At 64.0% G+C, this 20,400-nt stretch carries 17 protein-coding genes; 1 reads left to right on the forward strand and 16 read right to left on the reverse strand.

Features of this window, described 5'->3' with window-relative positions; all coding sequences use genetic code 11:
• Positions 1 to 33: 33 nt before the first annotated feature.
• The 16 genes from Q0K23_RS01980 to mraZ form a co-directional block, all read right to left on the reverse strand.
• Positions 34 to 1,398, reverse strand: a complete 1,365-nt coding sequence (locus Q0K23_RS01980; protein ID WP_294517226.1) for a citrate/2-methylcitrate synthase — start codon at positions 1,396 to 1,398, stop codon at positions 34 to 36.
• Positions 1,399 to 1,673: 275 nt separating this feature from the next.
• On the reverse strand, positions 1,674 to 3,395 hold the full coding sequence (locus tag Q0K23_RS01985; RefSeq protein WP_294517229.1) for an FAD-binding protein: 1,722 nt from the start codon (positions 3,393 to 3,395) through the stop codon (positions 1,674 to 1,676).
• Between the two features lie 216 nt (positions 3,396 to 3,611).
• Positions 3,612 to 4,538, reverse strand: coding sequence for a magnesium transporter CorA family protein (locus Q0K23_RS01990; RefSeq protein WP_294517231.1), 927 nt, complete (start codon positions 4,536 to 4,538; stop codon positions 3,612 to 3,614).
• Between the two features lie 690 nt (positions 4,539 to 5,228).
• Positions 5,229 to 6,359, reverse strand: coding sequence for a cell division protein FtsZ (gene ftsZ, locus Q0K23_RS01995; RefSeq protein WP_294517233.1), 1,131 nt, complete (start codon positions 6,357 to 6,359; stop codon positions 5,229 to 5,231).
• 48 nt (positions 6,360 to 6,407) lie between these two features.
• Complete coding sequence (locus tag Q0K23_RS02000; protein ID WP_294517235.1) at positions 6,408 to 6,800, reverse strand: small basic family protein; 393 nt, start codon at positions 6,798 to 6,800, stop codon at positions 6,408 to 6,410.
• Positions 6,797 to 7,567: a DUF881 domain-containing protein gene (locus Q0K23_RS02005; protein ID WP_294517237.1), complete on the reverse strand. Its 771-nt coding sequence runs from the start codon at positions 7,565 to 7,567 to the stop codon at positions 6,797 to 6,799. Before Q0K23_RS02005 ends, Q0K23_RS02000 begins: the two co-directional genes overlap by 4 nt.
• 28 nt (positions 7,568 to 7,595) lie before the next feature.
• The gene (locus Q0K23_RS02010) at positions 7,596 to 8,366 is read right to left on the reverse strand and encodes a cell division protein FtsQ/DivIB (RefSeq protein ID WP_294517239.1); all 771 of its coding nucleotides are present in this window, start codon (positions 8,364 to 8,366) and stop codon (positions 7,596 to 7,598) included.
• 105 nt (positions 8,367 to 8,471) lie between these two features.
• On the reverse strand, positions 8,472 to 9,734 hold the full coding sequence (murA, locus tag Q0K23_RS02015) for a UDP-N-acetylglucosamine 1-carboxyvinyltransferase (RefSeq protein ID WP_294517241.1): 1,263 nt from the start codon (positions 9,732 to 9,734) through the stop codon (positions 8,472 to 8,474).
• 113 nt (positions 9,735 to 9,847) lie between these two features.
• On the reverse strand, positions 9,848 to 10,978 hold the full coding sequence (murG, locus tag Q0K23_RS02020; protein ID WP_294517393.1) for an undecaprenyldiphospho-muramoylpentapeptide beta-N-acetylglucosaminyltransferase: 1,131 nt from the start codon (positions 10,976 to 10,978) through the stop codon (positions 9,848 to 9,850).
• A 36-nt stretch (positions 10,979 to 11,014) separates the two neighbouring features.
• A complete protein-coding gene (gene ftsW / locus Q0K23_RS02025; protein ID WP_294517270.1) occupies positions 11,015 to 12,223 on the reverse strand; it encodes a putative lipid II flippase FtsW in 1,209 nt (402 codons plus the stop codon).
• A 50-nt stretch (positions 12,224 to 12,273) separates the two neighbouring features.
• Positions 12,274 to 13,260: a phospho-N-acetylmuramoyl-pentapeptide-transferase gene (gene mraY, locus Q0K23_RS02030; protein ID WP_294517272.1), complete on the reverse strand. Its 987-nt coding sequence runs from the start codon at positions 13,258 to 13,260 to the stop codon at positions 12,274 to 12,276.
• A gap of 134 nt (positions 13,261 to 13,394) precedes the next feature.
• Positions 13,395 to 14,855 carry a UDP-N-acetylmuramoyl-L-alanyl-D-glutamate--2,6-diaminopimelate ligase gene (locus Q0K23_RS02035; RefSeq protein ID WP_294517274.1) on the reverse strand — a complete coding sequence of 487 codons (1,461 nt, stop codon included), beginning with the start codon at positions 14,853 to 14,855 and terminating at the stop codon, positions 13,395 to 13,397.
• Positions 14,856 to 14,957: 102 nt separating this feature from the next.
• Positions 14,958 to 17,339: a penicillin-binding transpeptidase domain-containing protein gene (locus Q0K23_RS02040; RefSeq protein ID WP_294517276.1), complete on the reverse strand. Its 2,382-nt coding sequence runs from the start codon at positions 17,337 to 17,339 to the stop codon at positions 14,958 to 14,960.
• A 240-nt stretch (positions 17,340 to 17,579) separates the two neighbouring features.
• The gene (locus Q0K23_RS02045; RefSeq protein WP_294517278.1) at positions 17,580 to 18,152 is read right to left on the reverse strand and encodes a hypothetical protein; all 573 of its coding nucleotides are present in this window, start codon (positions 18,150 to 18,152) and stop codon (positions 17,580 to 17,582) included.
• Positions 18,153 to 18,211: 59 nt separating this feature from the next.
• The gene (rsmH, locus tag Q0K23_RS02050; RefSeq protein WP_294517280.1) at positions 18,212 to 19,153 is read right to left on the reverse strand and encodes a 16S rRNA (cytosine(1402)-N(4))-methyltransferase RsmH; all 942 of its coding nucleotides are present in this window, start codon (positions 19,151 to 19,153) and stop codon (positions 18,212 to 18,214) included.
• A 1-nt stretch (position 19,154) separates the two neighbouring features.
• Positions 19,155 to 19,577 carry a division/cell wall cluster transcriptional repressor MraZ gene (gene mraZ, locus Q0K23_RS02055; RefSeq protein WP_006574889.1) on the reverse strand — a complete coding sequence of 141 codons (423 nt, stop codon included), beginning with the start codon at positions 19,575 to 19,577 and terminating at the stop codon, positions 19,155 to 19,157.
• Between the two features lie 453 nt (positions 19,578 to 20,030).
• On the opposite strand from mraZ, the gene Q0K23_RS02060 reads away from it, so the two are divergent.
• Positions 20,031 to 20,399: a VOC family protein gene (locus Q0K23_RS02060; protein WP_294517286.1), complete on the forward strand. Its 369-nt coding sequence runs from the start codon at positions 20,031 to 20,033 to the stop codon at positions 20,397 to 20,399.
• Position 20,400 lies beyond the last annotated feature (1 nt).

Consider the following 20,400-nt stretch of genomic DNA (forward strand, 5'->3'; position numbering starts at 1 on the left):
CTGCATCCGCCCTCCTGTCTGTTTTCTCTGGATTCAGCGCTCCTCCAGGGTCTTGTAGGGCTGCCGGTGTCCCACGTACTGGTAGGCGGGACGGATGATCTTGCCCATGTTGATGAGCTCCTCAATGCGGTGGGCGCTCCAGCCCGCCACACGTGCCAGGGCAAAGATGGGGGTGTACAGCTCCAGGGGCAGGTCCAGCATATGGTAGACAAAGCCGGAGTAGAAGTCCACGTTGGCGGACACGCCCTTGTAGATCTTGCGGTCGCCCGCAATGATCTGCGGGCCCAGCCGCTCCACCAGGGAGTAGAGCTCGTACTCCTCGGTGCGGCCCTTCTCCCGGGACAGCCGCTCCACAAAGGACCGGAGGATATTGGCCCGGGGGTCGGACAGGGAGTACACCGCGTGGCCCATGCCGTAGATGAGGCCCGCCTTGTCAAAGGCCTTCCGGTCCAGCAGGGCCTGGAGGTAGGCCTTCACCTCATCCTCATCCTTCCAGTCCCGCACCTTCTCCTTCATGTCCTCAAACATGCGGATGACCTTGATATTGGCGCCGCCGTGCTTGGGGCCCTTCAGGGAGGCCAGGGCCGCCGCCATGCAGGAGTATGTATCCGTGCCGGAGGAGGTGACCACGTGGGTGGTGAAGGTGGAGTTGTTGCCGCCGCCGTGCTCGGCGTGGAGGGTGAGGCACACGTCCAGCACGTGGGCCTCCCAGAAGGAGTAGGACGCATCGGGCCGCAGCAGGGCCAGAATATTCTCCGCCATGGACAGCTCCGCCCTGGGGGCGTGGATATACAGGCTGTTGCCCTCCTTATAGTTGTAGGCCTGGTAGCCGTACACCGCCAGCAGGGGGAATACGGCGATCATCTGCAGGCACTGGCGCATCACGTTGGGCAGGGAGGTGTCGTCCGCCCGCTCGTCGTAGGCGGCCAGGTTGAGCACGCTGCGGGCCAGGGAGTTCATGATGTCCCTGCTGGGGGCCTTGAGGATCACGTCCCGGACAAAATTGGTGGGCAGGGAGCGGTAGTACGAGAGCTGGCCCCGGAAGGCGGAGAGCTCCTCGGCGTTGGGCAGGCGGCCCACAAGGAGCAGATAGGCGGTCTCTTCAAAGCCGAACCGCTTCTCCTTCAGCGCCCCGCTGACCAGCTGCTCCACGTTGATGCCGCGGTAGTAGAGCTCACCGTCACAGGGCATCTCCTTGCCGTCCACCAGCTTCTTGGCCACGATCTCCGATATCTCGGTCAGGCCCGCAACGACGCCCTTACCGTTGAGATCACGCAGTCCCCGCTTTACGTCGTACTTCACGTAGTCGTCGGGGGAAATACTGCTGTTGGCCAGGGCCAGATTGGCCAACTCGGTCACCTCAGGCGTCACTTCATTGTAATTCGGATTGCTTGCCATTGTCAGACCTCCTTTTTCCGGGAAACGCCGCCTCCGTGCGGCCCAGTAATTTCGCTGATTAAAGTGATAGCTTGCTGATTATTATACCGTGAAATTGTTTCTATTTTATGAATGGATACATAATGTTTTTGTAAAACCCGGTTTTTCAATCTTATTTTATATGAAACATTTCGCCATCCGTCCTCAAATTCACGCAAAAATGTGCAAAAAAGCGTGCTGCTCAGAGAGCAGCACGCTTTTTGAGGTGGATTTATGCCCTCAGCGGCAAAGGCGGCTTACAGGATGTCCTCCGCCACGGAGGCGCCGGCGATGCGGCCGAAGGTGACAGCCGCGCTGTAAGCGCCGCTGATCCAGGTGACCTCACCGGCGGCATACAGGCCGGGCACCACGGTGCCGTCCTCATAGAGGACCTGGGCCCGCTCGTCGGCGGTGACGCCGCCCTTGGTCATGTGGTTGGCGGTCTGAACCTTGGCGCCGTAGTAGGGGCCCTCGGCATCAAAGGGACGGGCGCCCTCGGGCAGGTTGGCGTTGTAGTCCGCCACAGAGGCCTTCAGGCCCTCGGCGTCGATCCCCAGCTTTTCGGCCAGCTCGTCCAGGGTCTCGCCCTGCTGATAGTAGCCGGCGGCCACGTGCTTGCGGGTGCGGTAGTTGTCCTCATACAGGGTGCGGTCAGCCAGATAGAAGGCAGCGCCGTCGGGCTGGGCCAGAATGGCGGTGCCCAGGGTCAGTCCGGAGGTGGAGGCCTCATCCACAAAGCGGGCGCCGTCCTTGTTCACCAGCAGGAAGCCGGAGCCGCCGCCGGTCAGGTCACGGCGGGGGTTGAGGATGTAGGAGAAGACGGACATCTTGCCCATGTTCTCCAGGCCGAAGCCGTTCTTCTCAAACACGGGGATGAAGTCGCCGGTGGTACCCATGGAGTTGGAGGTCTCCAGCACCTCATAGCCGGGGGCGTACTTGGCCAGCAGCTCCTTGTTGTTGCAGAAGCCGCCGGTGGCCACCACCACAGCGTCGGCGGTGATGTTGTAGGTGCCGCCCTTGGTCTCCACCACAACGCCCTTGCACACGCCGTCCTCCATGATGAGGTCGGTGCCCTTGTTGTCCAGGCGGATGTCAACGCCCAGCTCATAGGCCTCCTTCTCCAGACCGGTCTGGATGTGGTCGCCGGCGTAGACGTCGCTCTCCGCCATGTGGTTGGTGCCGCCGTTGGACTGGTTGAGCAGGATGTCCATGTCGCGGAGCCAGGCGTCCAGGGTCCACTCGCCCTCAGCCCAGGCCTGGAGGCGCTCGGGAGTGTTGCCGGCATCCTTCTTCTCCTCGATGAACTGCTCGATGGTATACTCAATGCCCGCCTTGTGCTGGGCCTTGGAGTTGATGAGGTCAAAGAAGTTCATGTCGAACTTGCCGTTGCCGGACAGGATGCCCAGCTTCTCGATGAGGATCACGTTCTCCACGCCGCTCTGCTTGGCGGAGATGGCGGCGGCGAGACCGGCAGGGCCGCCGCCCACCACCACCAGCTGGGTGGAGGTATCCTCGGGAGCGGCGGGGGTCTCCGCGCTGGCGGTGGTCATGGTGATCTCGCCGAAGTCCTGGCCGTACTGGCTGGCAGCGTCGGCCACAGCGGCCTTCACGGCGAAGGAGGTGAAGGTAGCGCTGGAGACGCTGTCCACCACGGGGGACTGGGCCTCCAGGATGCGCTCCTTCAGAATGGGGAACGCCCGGTTGACAACAGGAGCCGTTTCATGGTTGTCCAGCAGCCGCAGGTCGGTCATCTGTCCGTCCTCCACGGTCACCAGGACGGACACCTCACCGCCGTAGCCGGTACCCTTGCCCTCGTAGACGCCGTTGGCCGCAGTGGTCTGAGCGGGCTCACTGGCCTGAGGCTGGCTGGCAGAGGGGGTGCCGGAGGGGCTCTCCGCAGAGGGAGCGTTGGAGCAGGCCGCCGTCAGGAGCAGGGCGCCGGCCGCAACCAGGCTGAGTACGCGTTTGCTTTTCTTCATTTCATGCATTCCTTTCCACTATCCGCGTTTTTTCTGTGCTGCTTTTGGGCCCTCTGCCCTCTTTCCCGCAGGGCAGAGCTTTTTGCAGCACATTGTGAATTATATATCATTTGTCCAAATTGTCAACTGCTAATTGTCTCCGGCCCCAGAGATTTTCGTCATAATATACAAATTCCGCATGTCCCCTGTTGGGGGACATGCGGAATCACTTCGCAGTTAAAACAAATCGTGTTTTTTCAGGATCAGGGCCACGATGCTGAGGATCAGGATGGCCAAAATCAGGGGAATCCACCAGAACTGATCCAGGGGCAGGCCGGCGGTGATGTTCATTCCATAGAATCCGAAGATGATATTCGGCACTGTGAGCAAAACGGTGATGGAGGTCAGCACCTTCATGATCACGTTCAGGTTGTTGGAGATGACCGAGGCGAAGGCGTCCATCATGCCGGAGATGATGGAGGAGTAGATGTTGGCCATCTCAATGGCCTGACGGACCTCGATCAGCACATCCTCCAGCAGGTCGTGGTCCTCCTCGTAGAGGGTGATGATGCGGCCACGGAGGATCTTCTCCAGGGTGACCTCGTTGGCCTTCAGGGAGGTGTTGAAGTAGACCAGGGACTTCTCCAGGTCCAGCAGCTGGATGAGCTCCTTGTTCCGCTGGGACTTGTAGAGGTGGCGCTCCATGTAGTTGTAGATCTTGTCGATCTGCTTCAGGTATTGCAGGAAGCGTTTGGCCACCTGGAGCAGCATGTAGAGGATGAACCGGGTCCGCTTCTGGGTCTCTGCGTTCTTCACCAGACCGTCCTGGAAGTCCTTCACAATGGAGGATTCCTTCAGGCAGACGGTGATGATGTGCTTTTCCGTCACGATGATGCCCAGAGGGATGGTGGAGTAGACCACCGCGTCGTCCTTCTCCACGGCAGGTACGTCGATGATAATCAGGGTCTGGCCGTCCTCCGTGTCGATACGGGAGGTCTCCTCCTCGTCCAGGGCGGCCCGGAGAAACCCGGAGTCCACGTTCAGCGCCTCGGACACGGTGTTCAGCTCGTCCTCGGTGGGGTAGGTCAGGTTGATCCAGCAGCCGTCCTGGATGGCGTCCAGCCGGGTCATCTTCTTGTCAATGGTCTTATGGATGGAGAGCATTCAAATCACGTCTTTCCGACGCGCCGGGGACAGGCAGGCTCGGTCTCCGCAGCGCCCGCAATGCGGCAGTCCGCCCTTGTCCGTCACATGATCGGGACAAGGGCCGCCGTCGAGGCGCCGGCCGCAGCCGTTCCCGCACCTGCCGGGAGAGGTCCGCGCGTCCTTTTTTGAGGCCGCCGCGGAAAACGCCCTGTCATACCCTCATCCAAATCCCGCGATGGCGCGGGCCTTGGATGGGTGCGTGACGCGCTCCGCCAGCGGCATGGGCGCCGCAGACATGGGGCGGACCGCCTCCGCCCTTCAGCCTCCATGCGCCGTGCTGGTCCTGTTTTTCTTCCACGTTCGACTCAGAGGGTCGCTGCTCACGGCGCATATCACTCCTTCTCCATGCGATTCGCCGGATCTCCCGCCGGCAGCCCCACGGCCAAACCCTGAGGCGGCCTGTCCGGCAGATCCTATCGTAACATACATTATGGCAATGGATAAATTCTTTCAAACCTCCGGTGTGCGCCGTTTGAAAGAATTATGCGGCTGTACCGCATCGATCAAACGCATTGCCGCTGATTCAGCAGACATTATTATAAGCCTGTTTTTTCTGGAATGCAACCCGGGAAGCCCCAGGTATGCCAGCCTCCGGCGAAAAACCACGCCGGTCTGCCCGAGAGCAGACCGGCGTGCAGCGTCACAGTGTTATTTTCCCCGGTTGAAGATCTTGAAGATGTCGTTGAAGGGGTCGTCCTCGATCTTGGAGTCGGCCTCCGTCATGGGCTCCAGGGTCTTGGGGGCCTGAGCGGCGGCGGCAGCGGCGGCAGGCGCCTTCTGCTCCCCGCCTCTGGAGAAGGGGGTGGCGGAGATCTTGCTCTCCACCTCCTCGAAGCCGGTGGCGATGACGGTGACCCGGATCTCGTCGTCCAGGGAGTCGTCAAAGGCGGCGCCGAAGATGATGTTGGCCTCCTCGTGGGCGGCCTCCTGCACCAGGTTGGCGGCGGTCTCCACTTCCTCCAGGCCGATGTCCATGGAGCCGGTCACGTTGACCAGCACGCCCTTGGCGCCATTGATGGAGGTCTCCAGCAGGGGGCTGGAGATGGCCATCTTGGCGGCCTCCTCGGCCTTGTTCTTGCCGGCGGCCCGGCCCACGCCCATGTGGGCCATGCCCGCGTTCTGCATGACCGCGGTCACGTCGGCAAAGTCCAGGTTGATGAAGCCGGTGTTGCTGATCAGGTCGGAGATGGACTGCACCGCCTGGCGCAGCACATCGTCGGCGATCTCGAATGCGTTGGCGAAGGTGATCTTCTGGTCGGTGGCGTACTTGAGGCGCTCGTTGGGGATGATGACCAGGCTGTCCACCCGGGTGCGCAGCTCCTCGATGCCCTTTTCCGCCTGCATCATGCGGCGGCGGCCCTCAAACTTGAAGGGCTTGGTGACCACGCCCACGGTGAGGATGCCCATCTCCTTGGCGATGTCCGCCACGATGGGGGCCGCGCCGGTGCCGGTGCCGCCGCCCATGCCGGCGGTGATGAAGACCATGTCCGCGTCCTCCAGGGCCTTGGAGATCTGGCTGCGGCTCTCCTCGGCGGACTTGCGGCCCACCTCGGGGTCGCTGCCCGCGCCCTGGCCGCCGGTCAGCTTCTCGCCGATCTGAATCTTATAGGTAGCGCTGGACACGGTAAGCGCCTGCTTATCCGTGTTCACCGCGATAAAATCCACGCCCTTCATCCCGGACTTCACCATCCGGTTGACCACGTTGTTGCCGCCGCCGCCGACGCCGATGACCTTAATGGTAACTACCGTATCGGGGCCGCTGTCCAATCCAAAAGGCATAACTGCTCCTCCTATGTGAAAGAAGTGAAATCTCTCTTTTTATGAAAATTATGGCAGCTCATTTTCTGAGGTCTGACCATTATTTATGTCTCGTTCTATTCTAGCCTTCTTTTGGCGTGAGGTCAATAGTTCCCGCCGGATTTCCGCAAAGTTTTGGAACATGCGGGTGCCGAAGACCACCACCGCCGCAAGATATAGGGGCAGTCCCAGCTTGTCCCCCAGCCAGGTCAGGAACACGGCGATGATGGCGTTGCCGAAGAACCCGGACAGGAAGATGGACAGGTTGAAGGTCTTTTTGATGCGGGCGTTCATGCCGCCCAGAGCGGAGTCCAGGGCGGCCAGCAGGCCGGTGGCCACATAGAGGCTGTACTGGCTGGGCACGTGCCAGGGCAGGAAGCAGCCGATGACTAGGCCCACGATCAGTCCGGCAAATTCGATCATCCCACAGCGCCCCCTTCCGTGCCCTCGCTCTGGGCGGTGGAGGGCTTGGCGTACTGGAAGTCGATGACCCCGTTGTAGGCGGGCACGGTGAGCATCTCGCTGGGGGTCACCTTCACCTCGATCTTCCACTGCCCCAGCACGTCCACCACGCCGTTGCGCATGGTGAGGGCGGAGTAGAGGGTGTCGGGGTCGCCGATGGCGTTGAACACAAAGGGCGCGGTGTACCGCCGGCCGTTGACGATGACCACCGACCCGGCGCAGCGGATCTCGGTGGTGGCCATGATCCGCTCCCCGTTGAGGGAGATGGCCTCCGCCCCCGCGTCCCGCAGCTCGTTGAGCACCGAGAGCAGGTCGTTGTCGTGGATGAGGTAGTCGGCCTCGTCGCCGGTGACGTTGGCGGCGCTGGAGTCCTGCAGGCTCACCATCACGCCCGGTCCAACCACCTCCACCAGGCCGGCCTCCATCTCCAGCTTGTCCACCTCGGCCCGCAGGGCCTCGCTCTCGCCGCTGCCCGAGGCGGCCTCGTCCCGGTAGGTCTGGAGCTCGGCCTGCACCTGCTCCAGCTGGGCCTTGGTGGTCTCCAGGTTGTCCACGGTCTCGTTGTAGAGCTGCTGGAGGGTCTCCAGGCGCCCTGCGCTGGTGGCGTCGGCGGCGCTGTTCACCTTGACGCTGCGCAGCTGCACCGCCAGCAGGATGCCCAGCAGCACGCACACGCCGCCGATGGCCAGCTCACCCCGGTTTTTCTTCCTGCGTTCGGTCTGTTCCATCGCTTCTCCTTCCTTCCCGCCGGATCTCTCAGCCCAGCAGGGATGCGTAGGGGATAAAGTGGGGCTCGTCCAGGGTCAGGTCGATGACGCCCCGGTCGGTCTCCTCCAGGGCCCCGATGGCCGCCTCCAGGATCTTGGCCGCCTGGTTGAAGTCGGTGTTCATGGGGATCTTCACCGTGAACCGGCCGCCGTAGCCCATTTTGATGAAGTTGATGGCGGTCAGGTCAAAGCTCTCGGCCTGGTCCGTCATGCCCCGGGCGGCCAGGGCCGCGAAGAGCTTCTCCAGGCTGGAGAGCTTGTTCTCCTCCCCTTCCGCCGCCTTCAGCTGCTCGCCCACCACGGGGCTGTCCGGCGTCAGGCCGGTGAGGGGCGGGAACTCCGCCGCCCGGGTCTCGTCGGTCCGCTCCAGGATCTTGCCCTTGGTATCGATGATCCACCAGGCGTCGCCGCCCTGGATGGCCGCCGCGGGCACACACTCGGTCACGTTGATGACCAGGGTGTCAGGCAGGCGGCGGGACACGGAGATCTCGTCCACATAGGGCAAGCGGGAGATGATCTGCCGCATGACCTTGAACTTGTTGACGGCAAAGAGGTTGTCCCCCTGCTCCACCTCGGCGGCGCTGATGATCTGGTCCGCCGTGTAGGCCGACTGGCCGTTGACCTCGATGTTCTCCACCCGGAAGAACACCGCGCAGCCCGCCACGATCGCCGCTACGATCACGGCGGCGGACAGCACTTTATAGAGGAAGCCGAAGCGTCCTCTGTTCCGCCGCTTGCGCTTGTTCCGTCTCGCCGCCATTTCCCTGCTCCTCTGCTGCCGCCGGGCTGGGCCCGGCGGCCTGTTTTTTCTTCTCAGTATACCGGAGATAATCGAAAAATGTGTGAGGAAATTCTTAAGTTTCCCTTATCCGTCCGCTTCCCGGCGGACGATGTCCGCCCCCAGGCTGCGCAGGGCCCCGTCCAGGTCCTGGTAGCCCCGATCCACGTGGTGGAGGCCGGAGATCCTGCTCCGTCCCTCCGCCCCCAGGGCAGCCACCACCAGGGCTGCGCCGCCCCGCAGGTCGGCGGCGTGGACTGCCGCGGCCTTCAGCCGCTCCACGCCGAATACCACGGCCACCCTTCCCTCCACCCGGATATGGGCTCCCATGCGGGCGAGCTCATCCACGTGGCGGTAGCGGCTCTCAAAGATGTTCTCCACAAAGACCGAGGTCCCCGCCGCCGTGGTCAGGGCCGCCATCAGGGGCGCCTGGGCGTCGGTGGGAAAGCCGGGATAGGGCGCGGTGCGCACCGGGCTGACCCCCCGCATGGGGCCGGACCGGGAGAGGGAGATCCGGCTGTCGTCGCTGCGGACCTTGCAGCCCGCCTGGCTGAGCACCGCTGTCACCGTGGACAGGTGGCGGCAGTCTGCGCCGGTGACCTCGATCTCCCCTCCCGCGGCGGCGGCCGCCGCCAGGTATGTAGCGGCCACGATGCGGTCGCCCATGACAGTGTGCTCCGCCCCGTGGAGGGGCAGTCCCCCCCGGATGGTGATCATGGAGCTGCCCGCCCCCCGGACGTCCGCCCCCATGGCGCGCAGGAAGGCCTGGAGATCGGCGATCTCCGGCTCCCGGGCGGCGTTGGTGATGGTGGTGACCCCATCGGCGGCCACCGCCGCCAGCATGGTGTTCTCCGTGGCCCCCACGCTGGGGATGGAGAGCACGATGTCCGCCCCGGTCAGGTGCCCGCCGGTGCAGCGCAGGGCGCCGCCGGCCTCGTCCACCGCGCCCCCCAGGGCCCGGATGGAGGCCAGGTGGAGATCGATGGGCCTGGGGCCCAGCTCGCAGCCCCCGGGGGCGGACAGCACCGCCTCCCCCATCCGGCCCAGGATGGCCCCCAGGAAGATGACCGAAGAGCGCATCTCCCGCATCAGGTTGTCGGGCACGTCGCACCGGGACAGGCTGGAGGCATCCACCCGCACCGTGTCCCCCTCCCGGGCCGTTTTGCAGCCCAAGTGCTCCAGAATGGCCAGGGACGCGGTCACGTCCGACAGGTCGGGGCAGTTGCGGATGACGCTCTCCCCCCTGCCCAGGATTGTGGCCGCCAGAATGGGCAGCACGCTGTTCTTGGCGCCGTGGGCGCGGACCGTCCCCTCCAGCCGCCTGCCGCCCTCCACCAGAAAAATACTCATATCCTCCGTCCTCCGCAAAGTTGGTCTTGTTTTCACTCAGGCCATACTATGCGGCCCTTCCCAGGGGCGTTCCCGGGGCAAAGAGGGCAAAGGACGCTGAAATGGGACGGATCTCAGCCTTTCTTCATCAGACCCACCAGGGTCTGGTAGATGTGCTCGCTGGCGTCGGGCACGGCCATCTCCCGCAGGTTCCGGCTCATGTCCTCCCGGCGGGCGCTGTCGGCCATCAGGCCGTTGAGCAGCTCCAGCAGCACCTCCGGCTTGCCGGCGCACTCCTTCTCCGGCAGCAGCACCGCCGCACCCCGGTCGGAGAGCACCTTGGCGTTCTTGGTCTGGTGGTCGGCCACCACGTTGGGGGAGGGCACCAGCACCGAGGGCTTGGCGATGGCGGAGATCTCCGAGATGGTGGAGGCCCCCGCCCGGCAGACCACCAGGTCGGCGGCCGCCATGATAAGCGGCATATCGTAGATGTACTCCCGCAGCTCCACGCCGGTGTCCTTCAGGCTGACGCCCTTCCGGGACAGGGCCGCCTGCATCCGCTGAAAGTCCCGGCCGCCGCCGTGGATGTGGCGGAAGGGCGCGCCCTGGGCGCACTCCTGGGCGATGACGTCCACCATCAGGTCGTTCATCACCGCCGCACCCAGGGAGCCGAAGAAGGACAGCAGCAGGGGCCGGTCGTCGGCAATGCCCAGCTTCTCCCGGGCCTCCTTCCTGGTGTACCGGAAGAAGTCGCCCCGGACGGGGGTACCCGTCACCACCACCTTCTCCGGATGCTCGTAGTGGTTCCGGCTCTCCTCAAAGCCCACCATCACCACGTCCACCACCTTGGACAGGGCCTTGGTGGTCAGGCCGGGGACCGCGTTGGACTCGTGGACCGCGGTGGGGATGTGCCGCTTGGCGGCGGCGTTGACCACCGGGTAGGAGGCGTAGCCGCCGGTGCCCACCACCAGGTCGGGCTTGAACTCGTTCAGGATGGCGTTGGCCTGCTTCTTGGAGCGGCCCATGTTGAAGAGGGTCTTCAGGTTGTGGCCCACCGCCGCCGGGGTCAGGGACCGCTGGAAGTTGGTGATGGTCACCGTGCGGATGTCATACCCCTCCTTGGGCACCAGGCGGGTCTCCATGCCCCCGTCCGCTCCCACAAAGAGGATGCGGCAGCCCGGATTCCGCTCCTGAAAGAGCCGGGCCAGCGCCACCGCCGGATTGATATGTCCCGCGGTGCCGCCGCAGGTGAAAAGGATGTTCATCAATACCTCACTCCAAACCTCTCGTACCGTAACGTATCAGCCCTGTCTGGGCGCCGGTATCTGCCTGGACACCGACAGGACAATTCCCATTTCTACCAATTGTATGACCAGTGCCGTGCCGCCGTAGCTGAAGAAGGGCAGCGAGATGCCGGTGGGGGGGATCAGGTTGGTGACCACGGCGATGTTCAGGAACACCTGCACCGCCACCAGGGTGGTGATACCCACCACCAGCAGCGCGCCGAACCGGTCCCGGGAGTGGATGGCGATCCAGTAGCCCCGGATGACCAGCAGGGCGAAGAGAATGATAATGATGGCCGCGCCGATGTAGCCCAGCTCCTCGCAGGTGATGGAGAACACGTAGTCGTTCTCCGGCTCGGGCAGGTAGTTGAACTTCTGCCGGGAGTTGCCCAGGCCCACGCCCAGCAGTCCGCCGGAGCCGATGGCGTACAGGGACTGGATGGTCTGATAGCCGCCGTTGAGGGGGTCGCTCCAGGGGTCCTGCCAGATGGCCAGCCGGGCGGCCATGTAGCTGGTCTGGGTCATGATGAACCACAGCCCCGCGCCCACCACCGCGCCGCCGGCCACGAACCAGCCCAGCTTGATGCCGCCTGCAAAGAGGACAGCCGCGCCAGCCACCAGGATGAGGATGGTGCCCGACATGTGGGGCTCCATGAGCATGAGCAGGGCCACTGCCCCCAGGATGAGCATATAGGGCACCAGCTCAATGAAGCCGATCCGGTCCAGCAGGTCCAGCAGGCGGCCGGAGGGCTTGCGCAGGTCGTACTTTTTTCGCTTCTCCGTGCTCCGCTTGGACAATCGTGAGGAGAAGTAGAGGATCACGCCCAGCTTGGCGATCTCAGAGGGCTGGAAGCTGCCCAGGCCGGGCACACGGATCCAGCGCTGGGCGCCGGTGGTGGCCTTGCCGAAGCCCAGGGGGGTGAACACCAGGACCAGGCACAGGAAGGCCGCCAGCAGGGCAAAGACCGCCAGCCAGCGGTAGTGCTGGTAGTTGAGTTTGCTCACCAGGTACATGACCACAATGCCGGCCGCGCCGAACAGGGCCTGGCGGACAAAGTAGTAGGTGGGGTCGTGCTTGGCCACCACGCCGTCGTAGTAGGCTGTGGCGTAGGAGGCGGAGAACACCATCACCAGCCCGATTCCCGTGAGCATCAGGGTCAGCATCAGGAAGGGCAGATCCATGGGTCCCCGTGCCAGCTGCTCCTCCACGGTGAGATCCCGCTTCATTTTCCGCGCCGTGACGGTCACCTCCCAAAGGTTTCTCCCGCTCTGTCAGCTCAGAACGGATAGCGGTTGATCAGGCCGAAATAGGCCAGCAGACAGGCCGCCAGCGTGATCAGGGTAAAGACGGTAAAGAGCTTCACCTCGCTCCAGCCCCCCAGCTCCAGGTGGTGGTGCAGGGGCGCCATGCGGAAGATCCGCTTGCCGTGGGTCAGCTTGAAATAGGTCACCTGGATGATGTCGGACAGGGTCTCGGCGATGTAGATGATGCCCACCAGGATCAGGAGCAGGGGGATATCCAGGGCAAAGGCCATGCCGCACACCACGCCGCCCAGGAACAGGGAGCCGGTGTCCCCCATGAACACCTTGGCGGGGTGGAAGTTGTAGATGAGGAAGGCGCACAGGCCGCCGAACAGGGCGGATGCGAACACGCCCAGCTCAATGGCGCCCCACAGGACGGACACCGCCAGGAAGAACAGGGACACGGGCATGGTCACGCCGGTGGCCAGGCCGTCGATGCCGTCGGTCAGGTTGACGGCGTTGACCGTGCCCACCATGACAAAGGCGGCAAAGACCATGTACAGCCACTCGGGCAGGTCCAGGGTGACGTTGACAAAGGGGATGTACAGGTCGAAGCTCAGGTAGCCGAAGTGGCGCAGCAGCAGGGTGAACACGATGGCGGCCGCCAGCTGGAGCAGGAACTTCATCCCGGCGGACAGGCCGTCGCCGTGGTGGTACTTCACCTTCACATAGTCGTCAAAGAAGCCGATGGCGCCGAACACCAGGGCGAACACCAGCACGAACAGGGCGCCGTAGGCCCCGGCGGCGATGTCCCGCCAGCCCACGGTGAGCACCGCCACGGTGATGCCCACGATAAAGGTCAGGCCGCCCATGGTGGGGGTGTTCTGCTTGGAGTTGTGCCACGCGGGTCCGTATTCCTTCACGCCCTGCCCCGCCTTCAGCCGGCGCAGCAGGGGGATCAGCACCTTACCCGCCAGGAAGGCCACCACAAAGGCCACCAGGAAGCTTACTACATATCTCATCTTTTGAACCTCCCAAACCTCCGCCCGCACACGCCGGGCTTCTCCGGTCCGTTTTCACAAAGTGGTATTTTACCATAAGCGAGCTGGTGTTTTCCACTCAAAAAGTAACAAATTTTCCTTCTGTTTTCCGATTTTCATGGACAGTCCCGGGACTGGCCGTCAAAATAGGCGGCCACCTCCTCCCGTTCGTCCAGGTGGCGGCGGGTGGTGCCGATCTCCTGATAGGTCTCATGCCCCTTGCCCGCCAGCACCACCGTGTCCCCGGTCCTGGCCTCGTCCAGGGCCCGGCGGATGGCCTCCCGCCGGTGGGGCACCACGATGCAGGGGGTGTCGCTCCCCTCCATGCCCGCCTGGATGTCGGCCAGGATGGCCTCCGGGTCCTCGGTGCGGGGATTGTCGGAGGTGAGCACCACCAGGTCGGCCAGCTCCGCCGCGATGGCCCCCATGACGGGCCGCTTGGTCCGGTCCCGGTCGCCGCCGCAGCCGAACAGGCAGACGACCCGGCCCGGGGTGAAGTCCCGCACGGTGGTGAGAATGTTCTCCAGGGCGTCGGGGGTGTGGGCGTAGTCGATGATGACCGTGTAGTCCGCCGGGGTGGGCACCACCTCGATGCGGCCCTTGACCCCCCTGGCCTCCGCCAGGGAGCCGCACACCTCCGGCAGGTCCAGCCCCAGGGCCAGGCCGCAGGCGATGACGCCCAGGGCGTTGTAGATGGTGAACCCGCCGGGGATGGGCAGCTTCACCCGGGCGATGGCCCCGGTGGTGAGGGCCTCGAATTCCACCCGGTCAGGGAACAGGCGGATGTTCTTGGCGGTCACGTCGGCCTCGTCCTTGTTCTCCGAGTAGGTCACCGCCGGGCAGGTGACGGCGGAGGCGTAGTACCGCCCGGCCTCGTCGTCCAGGTTGAGCACCGCCGTGCCGGTCTGGCGGAAGAGAAGCCCCTTCACCCGCCGGTACTCCTCCATGGTGCCGTGGAAGTCCAGGTGGTCCCGGGTCAGGTTGGTAAAGATACCGGCCTGGAACCGGATGCCGTCCACCCGGTGGAGGGCCAGGGCATGGGAGGACACCTCCATCACCACGTGGGTGCAGCCCCGGTCCGCCATGTCCCGCAGCAGCTTCTGTACCTCCCAGGACTCGGGGGTGGTGCGGTGGGCGGGGACGATCTCCTCCCCGATCATGTTCTGGTTGGTGCCCATGAGCCCCACCTTTGCCCCCAGCACCTGCTCCAGCATGGCCTTGAGGAGATAGGTGGTGGTGGTCTTGCCGTTGGTGCCGGTGACGCCGATGACGGTCAGGGCGTCGGCCGGGCGGCCAAACCAGTTGGCGGACACCGCCGCCAGGGCGGCCCGGGTATCCCCGGCGATGAGCCAGGGCCCGGGCCCGTCGGGGGCCTTATGGCAGATGACCGCCGCCGCCCCCTTCTCCACCGCCTCATGGAGGAATTGGTGGCCGTCGGTCTTGTAGCCGGTGAGGGCCACAAAGAGCTCCCCCGGCCGGATGGTGCGGGTGTCGTAGCTGATTCCTGAAATTTCCACATCCTCGTCCACGGAGCCCCCAAGGAGGGCCACGCCGGACAAAAGCGCCTTCAGTCTCATGCTGTCACCCCTCACTCTGTGTGCCGATATCAGAATCTTCGCTTCAGCCCGGTCCGGGAATGCTCCCGGACCGGGCTGGTCGCCTTGGGAAATGCCGCCCGCTCAGAAGCCTGCGCCGGCGGTGGTGGCGGTGTTGTCCATGAACTGGACCTCCACCACGGTGCCCCGGTCCACCATGGTGCCGGCGGCGATGGACTGGCCGGCGGCGATGGTGCTGGAGGTGTAGTAGTCGGACACGCCGGTGGCCTTCATGTACAGGCCCAGGTTGCTGAGGGTCTGGCGCACCGTCTCAGGAGACTTGCCCGACAGGTCGGGCACCTCCACCTGGTCGGTGGGCTTGGCCTCGCCCAGGTAGAGCACCATCTCGCTGCCGCCGGGGATGGACGCGCCCTGGATGGGGATCTGGTCGGTGACGGTCTCGCCGCTGCCCACGGTGCGCACCGTAAGCCCGGCGGCCTCCGCCTTGGCCTGGGCGTCGGCCACGGACAGGCCCACCACGCTGGGGGCCAGCACGTCGGCGCCCGAGAGCTCCTCGGCGGTGTACTGCTTCTCCACGCCCATGTAGTCCAGGATGTTGGCCAGCAGCTCGCCGGCCCGGGTGGCGCCCATGACGCCGCCGCTGATGTAGTAGCCGCCGGAGGTGTAGTTGCTGCCGGGGGACACGGGCTTGGGGTTATCGAAGGCGATGAGGATCACCACCTGGGGGTCGTCCGCGGGGGCGAAGCCCAGGAAGGAGACGATGGTGTGGTCGTCCTCCAGGGTCTCGGAGGAGCCGGTCTTGCCGCCGATGCGGTAGCCCGCCTGGTAGGCGTTCTTGCCGGTGCCGCCGTTGACCACGCCCTCCAGGATGGTGCGGCACTTCTCGCTGGTGGCCTCGCTGACCACCTGGCGGCGCTCGGTGGGCTCGGTGCTCTGGAGCACGTTGCCGTCGGCGTCGGTGATGGACTCCAGCACATAGGGCTGCATCAGGTGGCCCCCGTTGATGACGGCGGAGGCGGCGGTGATGAGCTGGATGGGGGTCACGTTGAAGCGCTGGCCGAAGGAGGCGGTGGCCAGGGAGGCCTCGCCGTAGGGGCCGGTGAACCAATCACGGGACCACACCGTACTGCCCGCCTCGCCCTGCATGTCGATGCCGGTGAGCTCCAGGAAGCCGAAGTCCTCCAGGTAGTCGTAGAACTTCTCCGCGCCCAGCCGCTGGCCGATGGCGATGAAGGCCGGGTTGCAGGAGTTGGCCACCGCCTTGGCCAGGGTCTGGGTGCCGTGGCCTTTGCGGTCGGAGCAGCGGATGGTGCTGCCGGCGATGACCACCGAACCGGTGCAGTTGAAGGTGTCGCTCTCGCTGACCACGCCCTCCTCCAGGGCGGCGGCCAGCACCACGGACTTGAAGGTGGAACCGGGCTCGTAGGTGTCGTTGATGGCCTTGTTGCGCCACTGGAGCAGCTGGGCGTTGCCCAGGGCCTCTTTATACTCGTCGCTGTCCTCCCCGTAGGTGCTCTTGAGGGTCTCCAGCTCGGCCAGGGTGTCCGGGTCGGTGACCTGGCTGGGGTTGTTCAGGTCGTAGGTGGGAGAGTTGGCCCAGGCCAGGATGGCCCCGGTGTTGGGGTCCATGGCGATGGCAAAGCCGCCGTTCTGCACGTCGTACATCTCAATGCCCTTCTCCAGAGCCCGCTCGCAGTAGTACTGGATGGTGGCGTCAATGGTGAGATTCAGGTTGTTGCCGTCGGTGGCGTCGTAGTAGTTCTCGTAGCGGGAGAGCATCTCGGTGCCGTTGCCGTTCTTGGCGGTCACCACGCGGCCGGTCTCGCCGGAGAGCACGCTGTCGTAGTAGGCCTCCATGCCGTAGGCGCCCTCGTTCTCCGAGTTGACGAAGCCGATGACCTGGGCGGCCAGGCTGGAGTGGGGGTAGTACCGCTTGGAGGTGGGGGTGGAGTAGAGGGCGTTGGACAGGCCGTACTCCAGCTTGAAGGCCATGACCTGCTCGTTCACGTCCTGCTCCACCTTGGCGGCCAGGCGCACGTAGGAGGTGTCCTTCTGGAGGCGGAGGAGAATGGTGTCCTTGTCCAGGCCCAAAATCTCCGCCAGGCCGGACGCCACCGCCTCGTCGGTGGGCTCGGGGCCGGGGGCCGTCTTGCTCTCCCCCTTCTGATAGGCCTCCACCTTCTTCTGGTAGTTCTCCTGGACGGTGTTCAGGTCCCGGGGGGAGACAATGATGTCGTAGGCCGTGGAACTCAGGGCCAGGGGGGTGCCCTTGCTGTCATAGATGGTGCCCCGGTTGGCCGTCACCGCCACGTCCCTGGTCTGCTGGCCGATGGCCAGCTCCTGGTAGTACTCATGGTTGGTGATTTGCAGGTCGTACAGCCGCACCAGCAGGGGAATGAAGATCACCACGCCGAAGATGGCCATCAGGAAGATGGTGCGCCCCAGAATGGTGCGGTTTCCCCGCCGGTCGGGCTGCTGCTTCTGTTTCTTTTCGCCGTTCATCATACGATCACCTCTGTGCCTGTAAAAACGCGCTGACTGTTTTCTCTCTATGAGGCCGGGCGTCCGGGGACGGCTGAGCGGCCGCCCCTGTGCTCCCTGCTCAACGGTTTTCACTTCCGTCGCTCTTTCCCCACTGAAATATGGAGGGCGTAAGAAAATTTTATTTTCTTACGCCCTCTCTGTGTGGGCTGCGGGTGCAACCCTTTTTCTCTTTTCGGGTCTTACAAAACTATATGGGGTGGCTCACTTGAAATATTCCACCACATTGCCCAGGATGTTCTGGATGCCCTGGAGGGCGCCGTTCAGGCCCTGGACCGGGGTCTCCTCGTCGTTGAACAGCACCACGCTGTCGGGCTCGGACAGGTCCAGGTAGAGGATCTGCCCCGCCTGAGGCTTGACCATGGTGCCGTCGGACGTCACCGCGGTCTCGATGCTGGCCAGGTCAAAGGCCAGCTCGTACTGGGTGCGCAGGTAGCTCTCCTGCTCCTCCAGCTCGGACAGGTCGCTCTTCAGGCTGGCGATATCGTCGGACAGGGTGGTGAGCTGGATGGAGCTGAGCAGCACCAGCACGGCAAACACGCCGATGGCCAGGAAGCCCACCACCGCGAAGGGGGAGACGGCCCCCGCCTCCCGCACCCGGGCTTTGGGCCGGACTGCCGCCCGCTCTCTGGGCCGGACCAGGGGGCGGGTCCCGGTCTGCTCTCCGCCCCGGAGGGGCCGGGCAGCCGTATCGGTGTAGCTCAGGTCGTAGGCCACGCTGTCATAGGTGGCGCGGGGCGTGTTATATCGTCTTCTTCGGGCTGCGGCAGTTGCCATGGGGCGTCCACTCCATTCTTTTGCAGATGCATTGGGGAAGGTGTTCCCTTTTCTCTCATTTACAGTTTCTCCGCAATCCGCAGCTTGGCGCTGCGGGCGCGGGCGTTCTCATTCAGTTCTTCCTCGCCGGACACGATGGGCTTTTTATTCACCAGCCGGATGACCGGCTTCTTCCCGCACACACACACCGGGAAGTCCGGGGGACAGGTGCAGCCCTTGGCAAAGGCGGCGAAGGCGTTTTTCACGATCCGATCCTCCAGCGAGTGGAAGGAGATGATGGCCAGCCGTCCGCCGGGCGCCAGCGCGGGCACAGCCGCCTGGATCAGCCTGTCCACCGCGGAGAGCTCGTCGTTGACCGCGATGCGGATGGCCTGGAAGGACCGCTTGGCCGGGTGCTGCTTCTCCCGCAGGGCGTGGGCAGGCATGGCCGAGCGGATGATGTCCACCAGCTGAAGGGTGGTCTCAATGGGGGCCTTCTCCCGGGCGCGGACAATGGCCGCGGCAATGGCGGGGGCATACCGCTCCTCGCCAAACTGGAACAGGATCCGCCGGAGCTCCTCCTGGGGCCACTCGTTGACCACCGTTCTGGCAGTAAGCGCCTCGGACTGGTCCATCCGCATGTCCAACGGGGCGTCAGCCATATAGGAGAAGCCCCTGCTGGCGTCGTCCAGCTGGGGGGAGGACACGCCCAGGTCGGCCAGCACGCCGCTCAGGTTGTCCAGCTTCAGCCGGTCCAGAATGTCCGCCAGGTCGCCAAAGTTGCCGTGGACCAGAGTCACCCGGTCCATCAGGCCCTCCAGCCGCCCGGGTGCCGCGTCCAGGGCGGCCTGGTCCCGGTCGATGCAGATGAGCCGGCCGGTGGTGAGCCGCCGGGCGATCTCCCGGGAGTGGCCCGCCCGGCCCAGGGTGGCGTCCACATAGACGCCCGCCGGGTCGATATTCAATCCGTCGATGCACTCCTGGAGCAGCACCGGCTTGTGGGAAAATTCCATCTCACTCATATTACAGCCCCAGCCCCTTGAGGATGGCGTTCATCTTCTCGGGGGTGATCTCCTCCTGTTTCTCCTGCCAGCGCTCGGCGCTCCAGATCTCCGCCCGGTTGTGGACGCCGGTGATGACCGCGTCCTTCTCCAGTCCAGCGAACTTCCGCAGCATGGCCGGGATGACGATCCGGCCCTGGCTGTCCGGCTCGCACTTGGCGGCGTTGGCGAACAGGGGGCGCATGGCCACCGACTCCGTCATGGGCAGGGCGGCGAATTTGGCGGTAAAGGTGTCCCAGGTCTCCTGGGGATAGACGGCCAGGCAGCCGTCAATACCCATGGTGACGTAGAGGGTGTCCCCCAGCTCACGGCGGAGCTGGGCGGGAATGAACAGGCGGCCTTTGGCATCGAGGCTGTGCTCGTACGTGCCGGTGGCGCTCATCATTCCCCTTCACCTCTCCTCCACTTTCCCCCCTCTGGGCAATGGCAGGCTCCATTTTCCCCCACCAGTGTTTTTAGTATAATTGTTATGTAACCAAAATGCAACCCTTTTTTAACTCTTTTTTCCCTCCCAACCCCGGTATTTTCGTGTGAAAACAAGTGATTTCCGCACAAGAAACGTATGTTCGATTACTTTTGTAAACAGGAACCAGCGACCAATTTTCCTGTTTTATGTCTCCTTTCCGCCAAAGGAGAGAAAGCTCGTTACTTTTTCCACATTTACGCCCGTTTTTTTATTTTCGCGTTACCGTCTGATTCGACATTTTCTGACCGGCGGTAAATTTTCCGCCCCCTGTTTTTCCGCCCCCGCCCTGTTCAACTTCCAGATCATGTGATATAATGCTTTCCGTTGTTTTCGGCACCCATCCTGCCGCATCTTTTCAATGAGGTGAACCATATGCTGCGCTTTGCACACTTTAATTTCAACGTTCTGGACCTGGACAAGTCTCTGGCCTTCTACCGGGACGCCCTGGAGCTCTCCCCGGTGCGCACCAAGGAGGCGGAGGACGGCTCCTTCAAGCTGGTGTACCTGGGAGACGGGGAGACCGGCTTTGAGCTGGAGCTGACCTGGCTGAAGGACCGCACTGAGCCCTACGACCTGGGGGAGTGCGAGTTCCACCTGGCCTTTGTCACCGACCGCTACGACGAGCTCTACCGCCGCCACAAGGATATGGGCTGCGTCTGCTTTGAGAACCCGGCCATGGGCATCTACTTCATCGAGGACCCGGACGGCTACTGGATCGAGATCGTCCCCGCCAGGGGGTGAC

This window comes from uncultured Pseudoflavonifractor sp. (genome assembly GCF_944387275.1).
Classification (GTDB): Bacteria; Bacillota; Clostridia; order Oscillospirales; family Oscillospiraceae; genus Pseudoflavonifractor; species Pseudoflavonifractor intestinihominis.

Coding starts and splice junctions, on each gene's coding strand:
- Q0K23_RS02040 (WP_294517276.1), bottom strand. CDS start 17,339: ATGATGAACGGCGAAAAGAAACAGAAGCAGCAGCCCGACCGGCGGGGA.
- Q0K23_RS01990 (WP_294517231.1), bottom strand. CDS start 4,538: ATGCTCTCCATCCATAAGACCATTGACAAGAAGATGACCCGGCTGGAC.
- Q0K23_RS02035 (WP_294517274.1), bottom strand. CDS start 14,855: ATGAGACTGAAGGCGCTTTTGTCCGGCGTGGCCCTCCTTGGGGGCTCC.
- rsmH (WP_294517280.1), bottom strand. CDS start 19,153: ATGAGTGAGATGGAATTTTCCCACAAGCCGGTGCTGCTCCAGGAGTGC.
- Q0K23_RS02060 (WP_294517286.1), top strand. CDS start 20,031: ATGCTGCGCTTTGCACACTTTAATTTCAACGTTCTGGACCTGGACAAG.
- Q0K23_RS01980 (WP_294517226.1), bottom strand. CDS start 1,398: ATGGCAAGCAATCCGAATTACAATGAAGTGACGCCTGAGGTGACCGAG.
- Q0K23_RS02045 (WP_294517278.1), bottom strand. CDS start 18,152: ATGGCAACTGCCGCAGCCCGAAGAAGACGATATAACACGCCCCGCGCC.
- mraY (WP_294517272.1), bottom strand. CDS start 13,260: ATGAGATATGTAGTAAGCTTCCTGGTGGCCTTTGTGGTGGCCTTCCTG.
- murG (WP_294517393.1), bottom strand. CDS start 10,978: ATGAACATCCTTTTCACCTGCGGCGGCACCGCGGGACATATCAATCCG.
- Q0K23_RS02010 (WP_294517239.1), bottom strand. CDS start 8,366: ATGGCGGCGAGACGGAACAAGCGCAAGCGGCGGAACAGAGGACGCTTC.
- ftsZ (WP_294517233.1), bottom strand. CDS start 6,359: ATGCCTTTTGGATTGGACAGCGGCCCCGATACGGTAGTTACCATTAAG.
- murA (WP_294517241.1), bottom strand. CDS start 9,734: ATGAGTATTTTTCTGGTGGAGGGCGGCAGGCGGCTGGAGGGGACGGTC.
- mraZ (WP_006574889.1), bottom strand. CDS start 19,577: ATGATGAGCGCCACCGGCACGTACGAGCACAGCCTCGATGCCAAAGGC.
- Q0K23_RS01985 (WP_294517229.1), bottom strand. CDS start 3,395: ATGAAGAAAAGCAAACGCGTACTCAGCCTGGTTGCGGCCGGCGCCCTG.
- Q0K23_RS02000 (WP_294517235.1), bottom strand. CDS start 6,800: ATGATCGAATTTGCCGGACTGATCGTGGGCCTAGTCATCGGCTGCTTC.
- Q0K23_RS02005 (WP_294517237.1), bottom strand. CDS start 7,567: ATGGAACAGACCGAACGCAGGAAGAAAAACCGGGGTGAGCTGGCCATC.
- ftsW (WP_294517270.1), bottom strand. CDS start 12,223: ATGAAGCGGGATCTCACCGTGGAGGAGCAGCTGGCACGGGGACCCATG.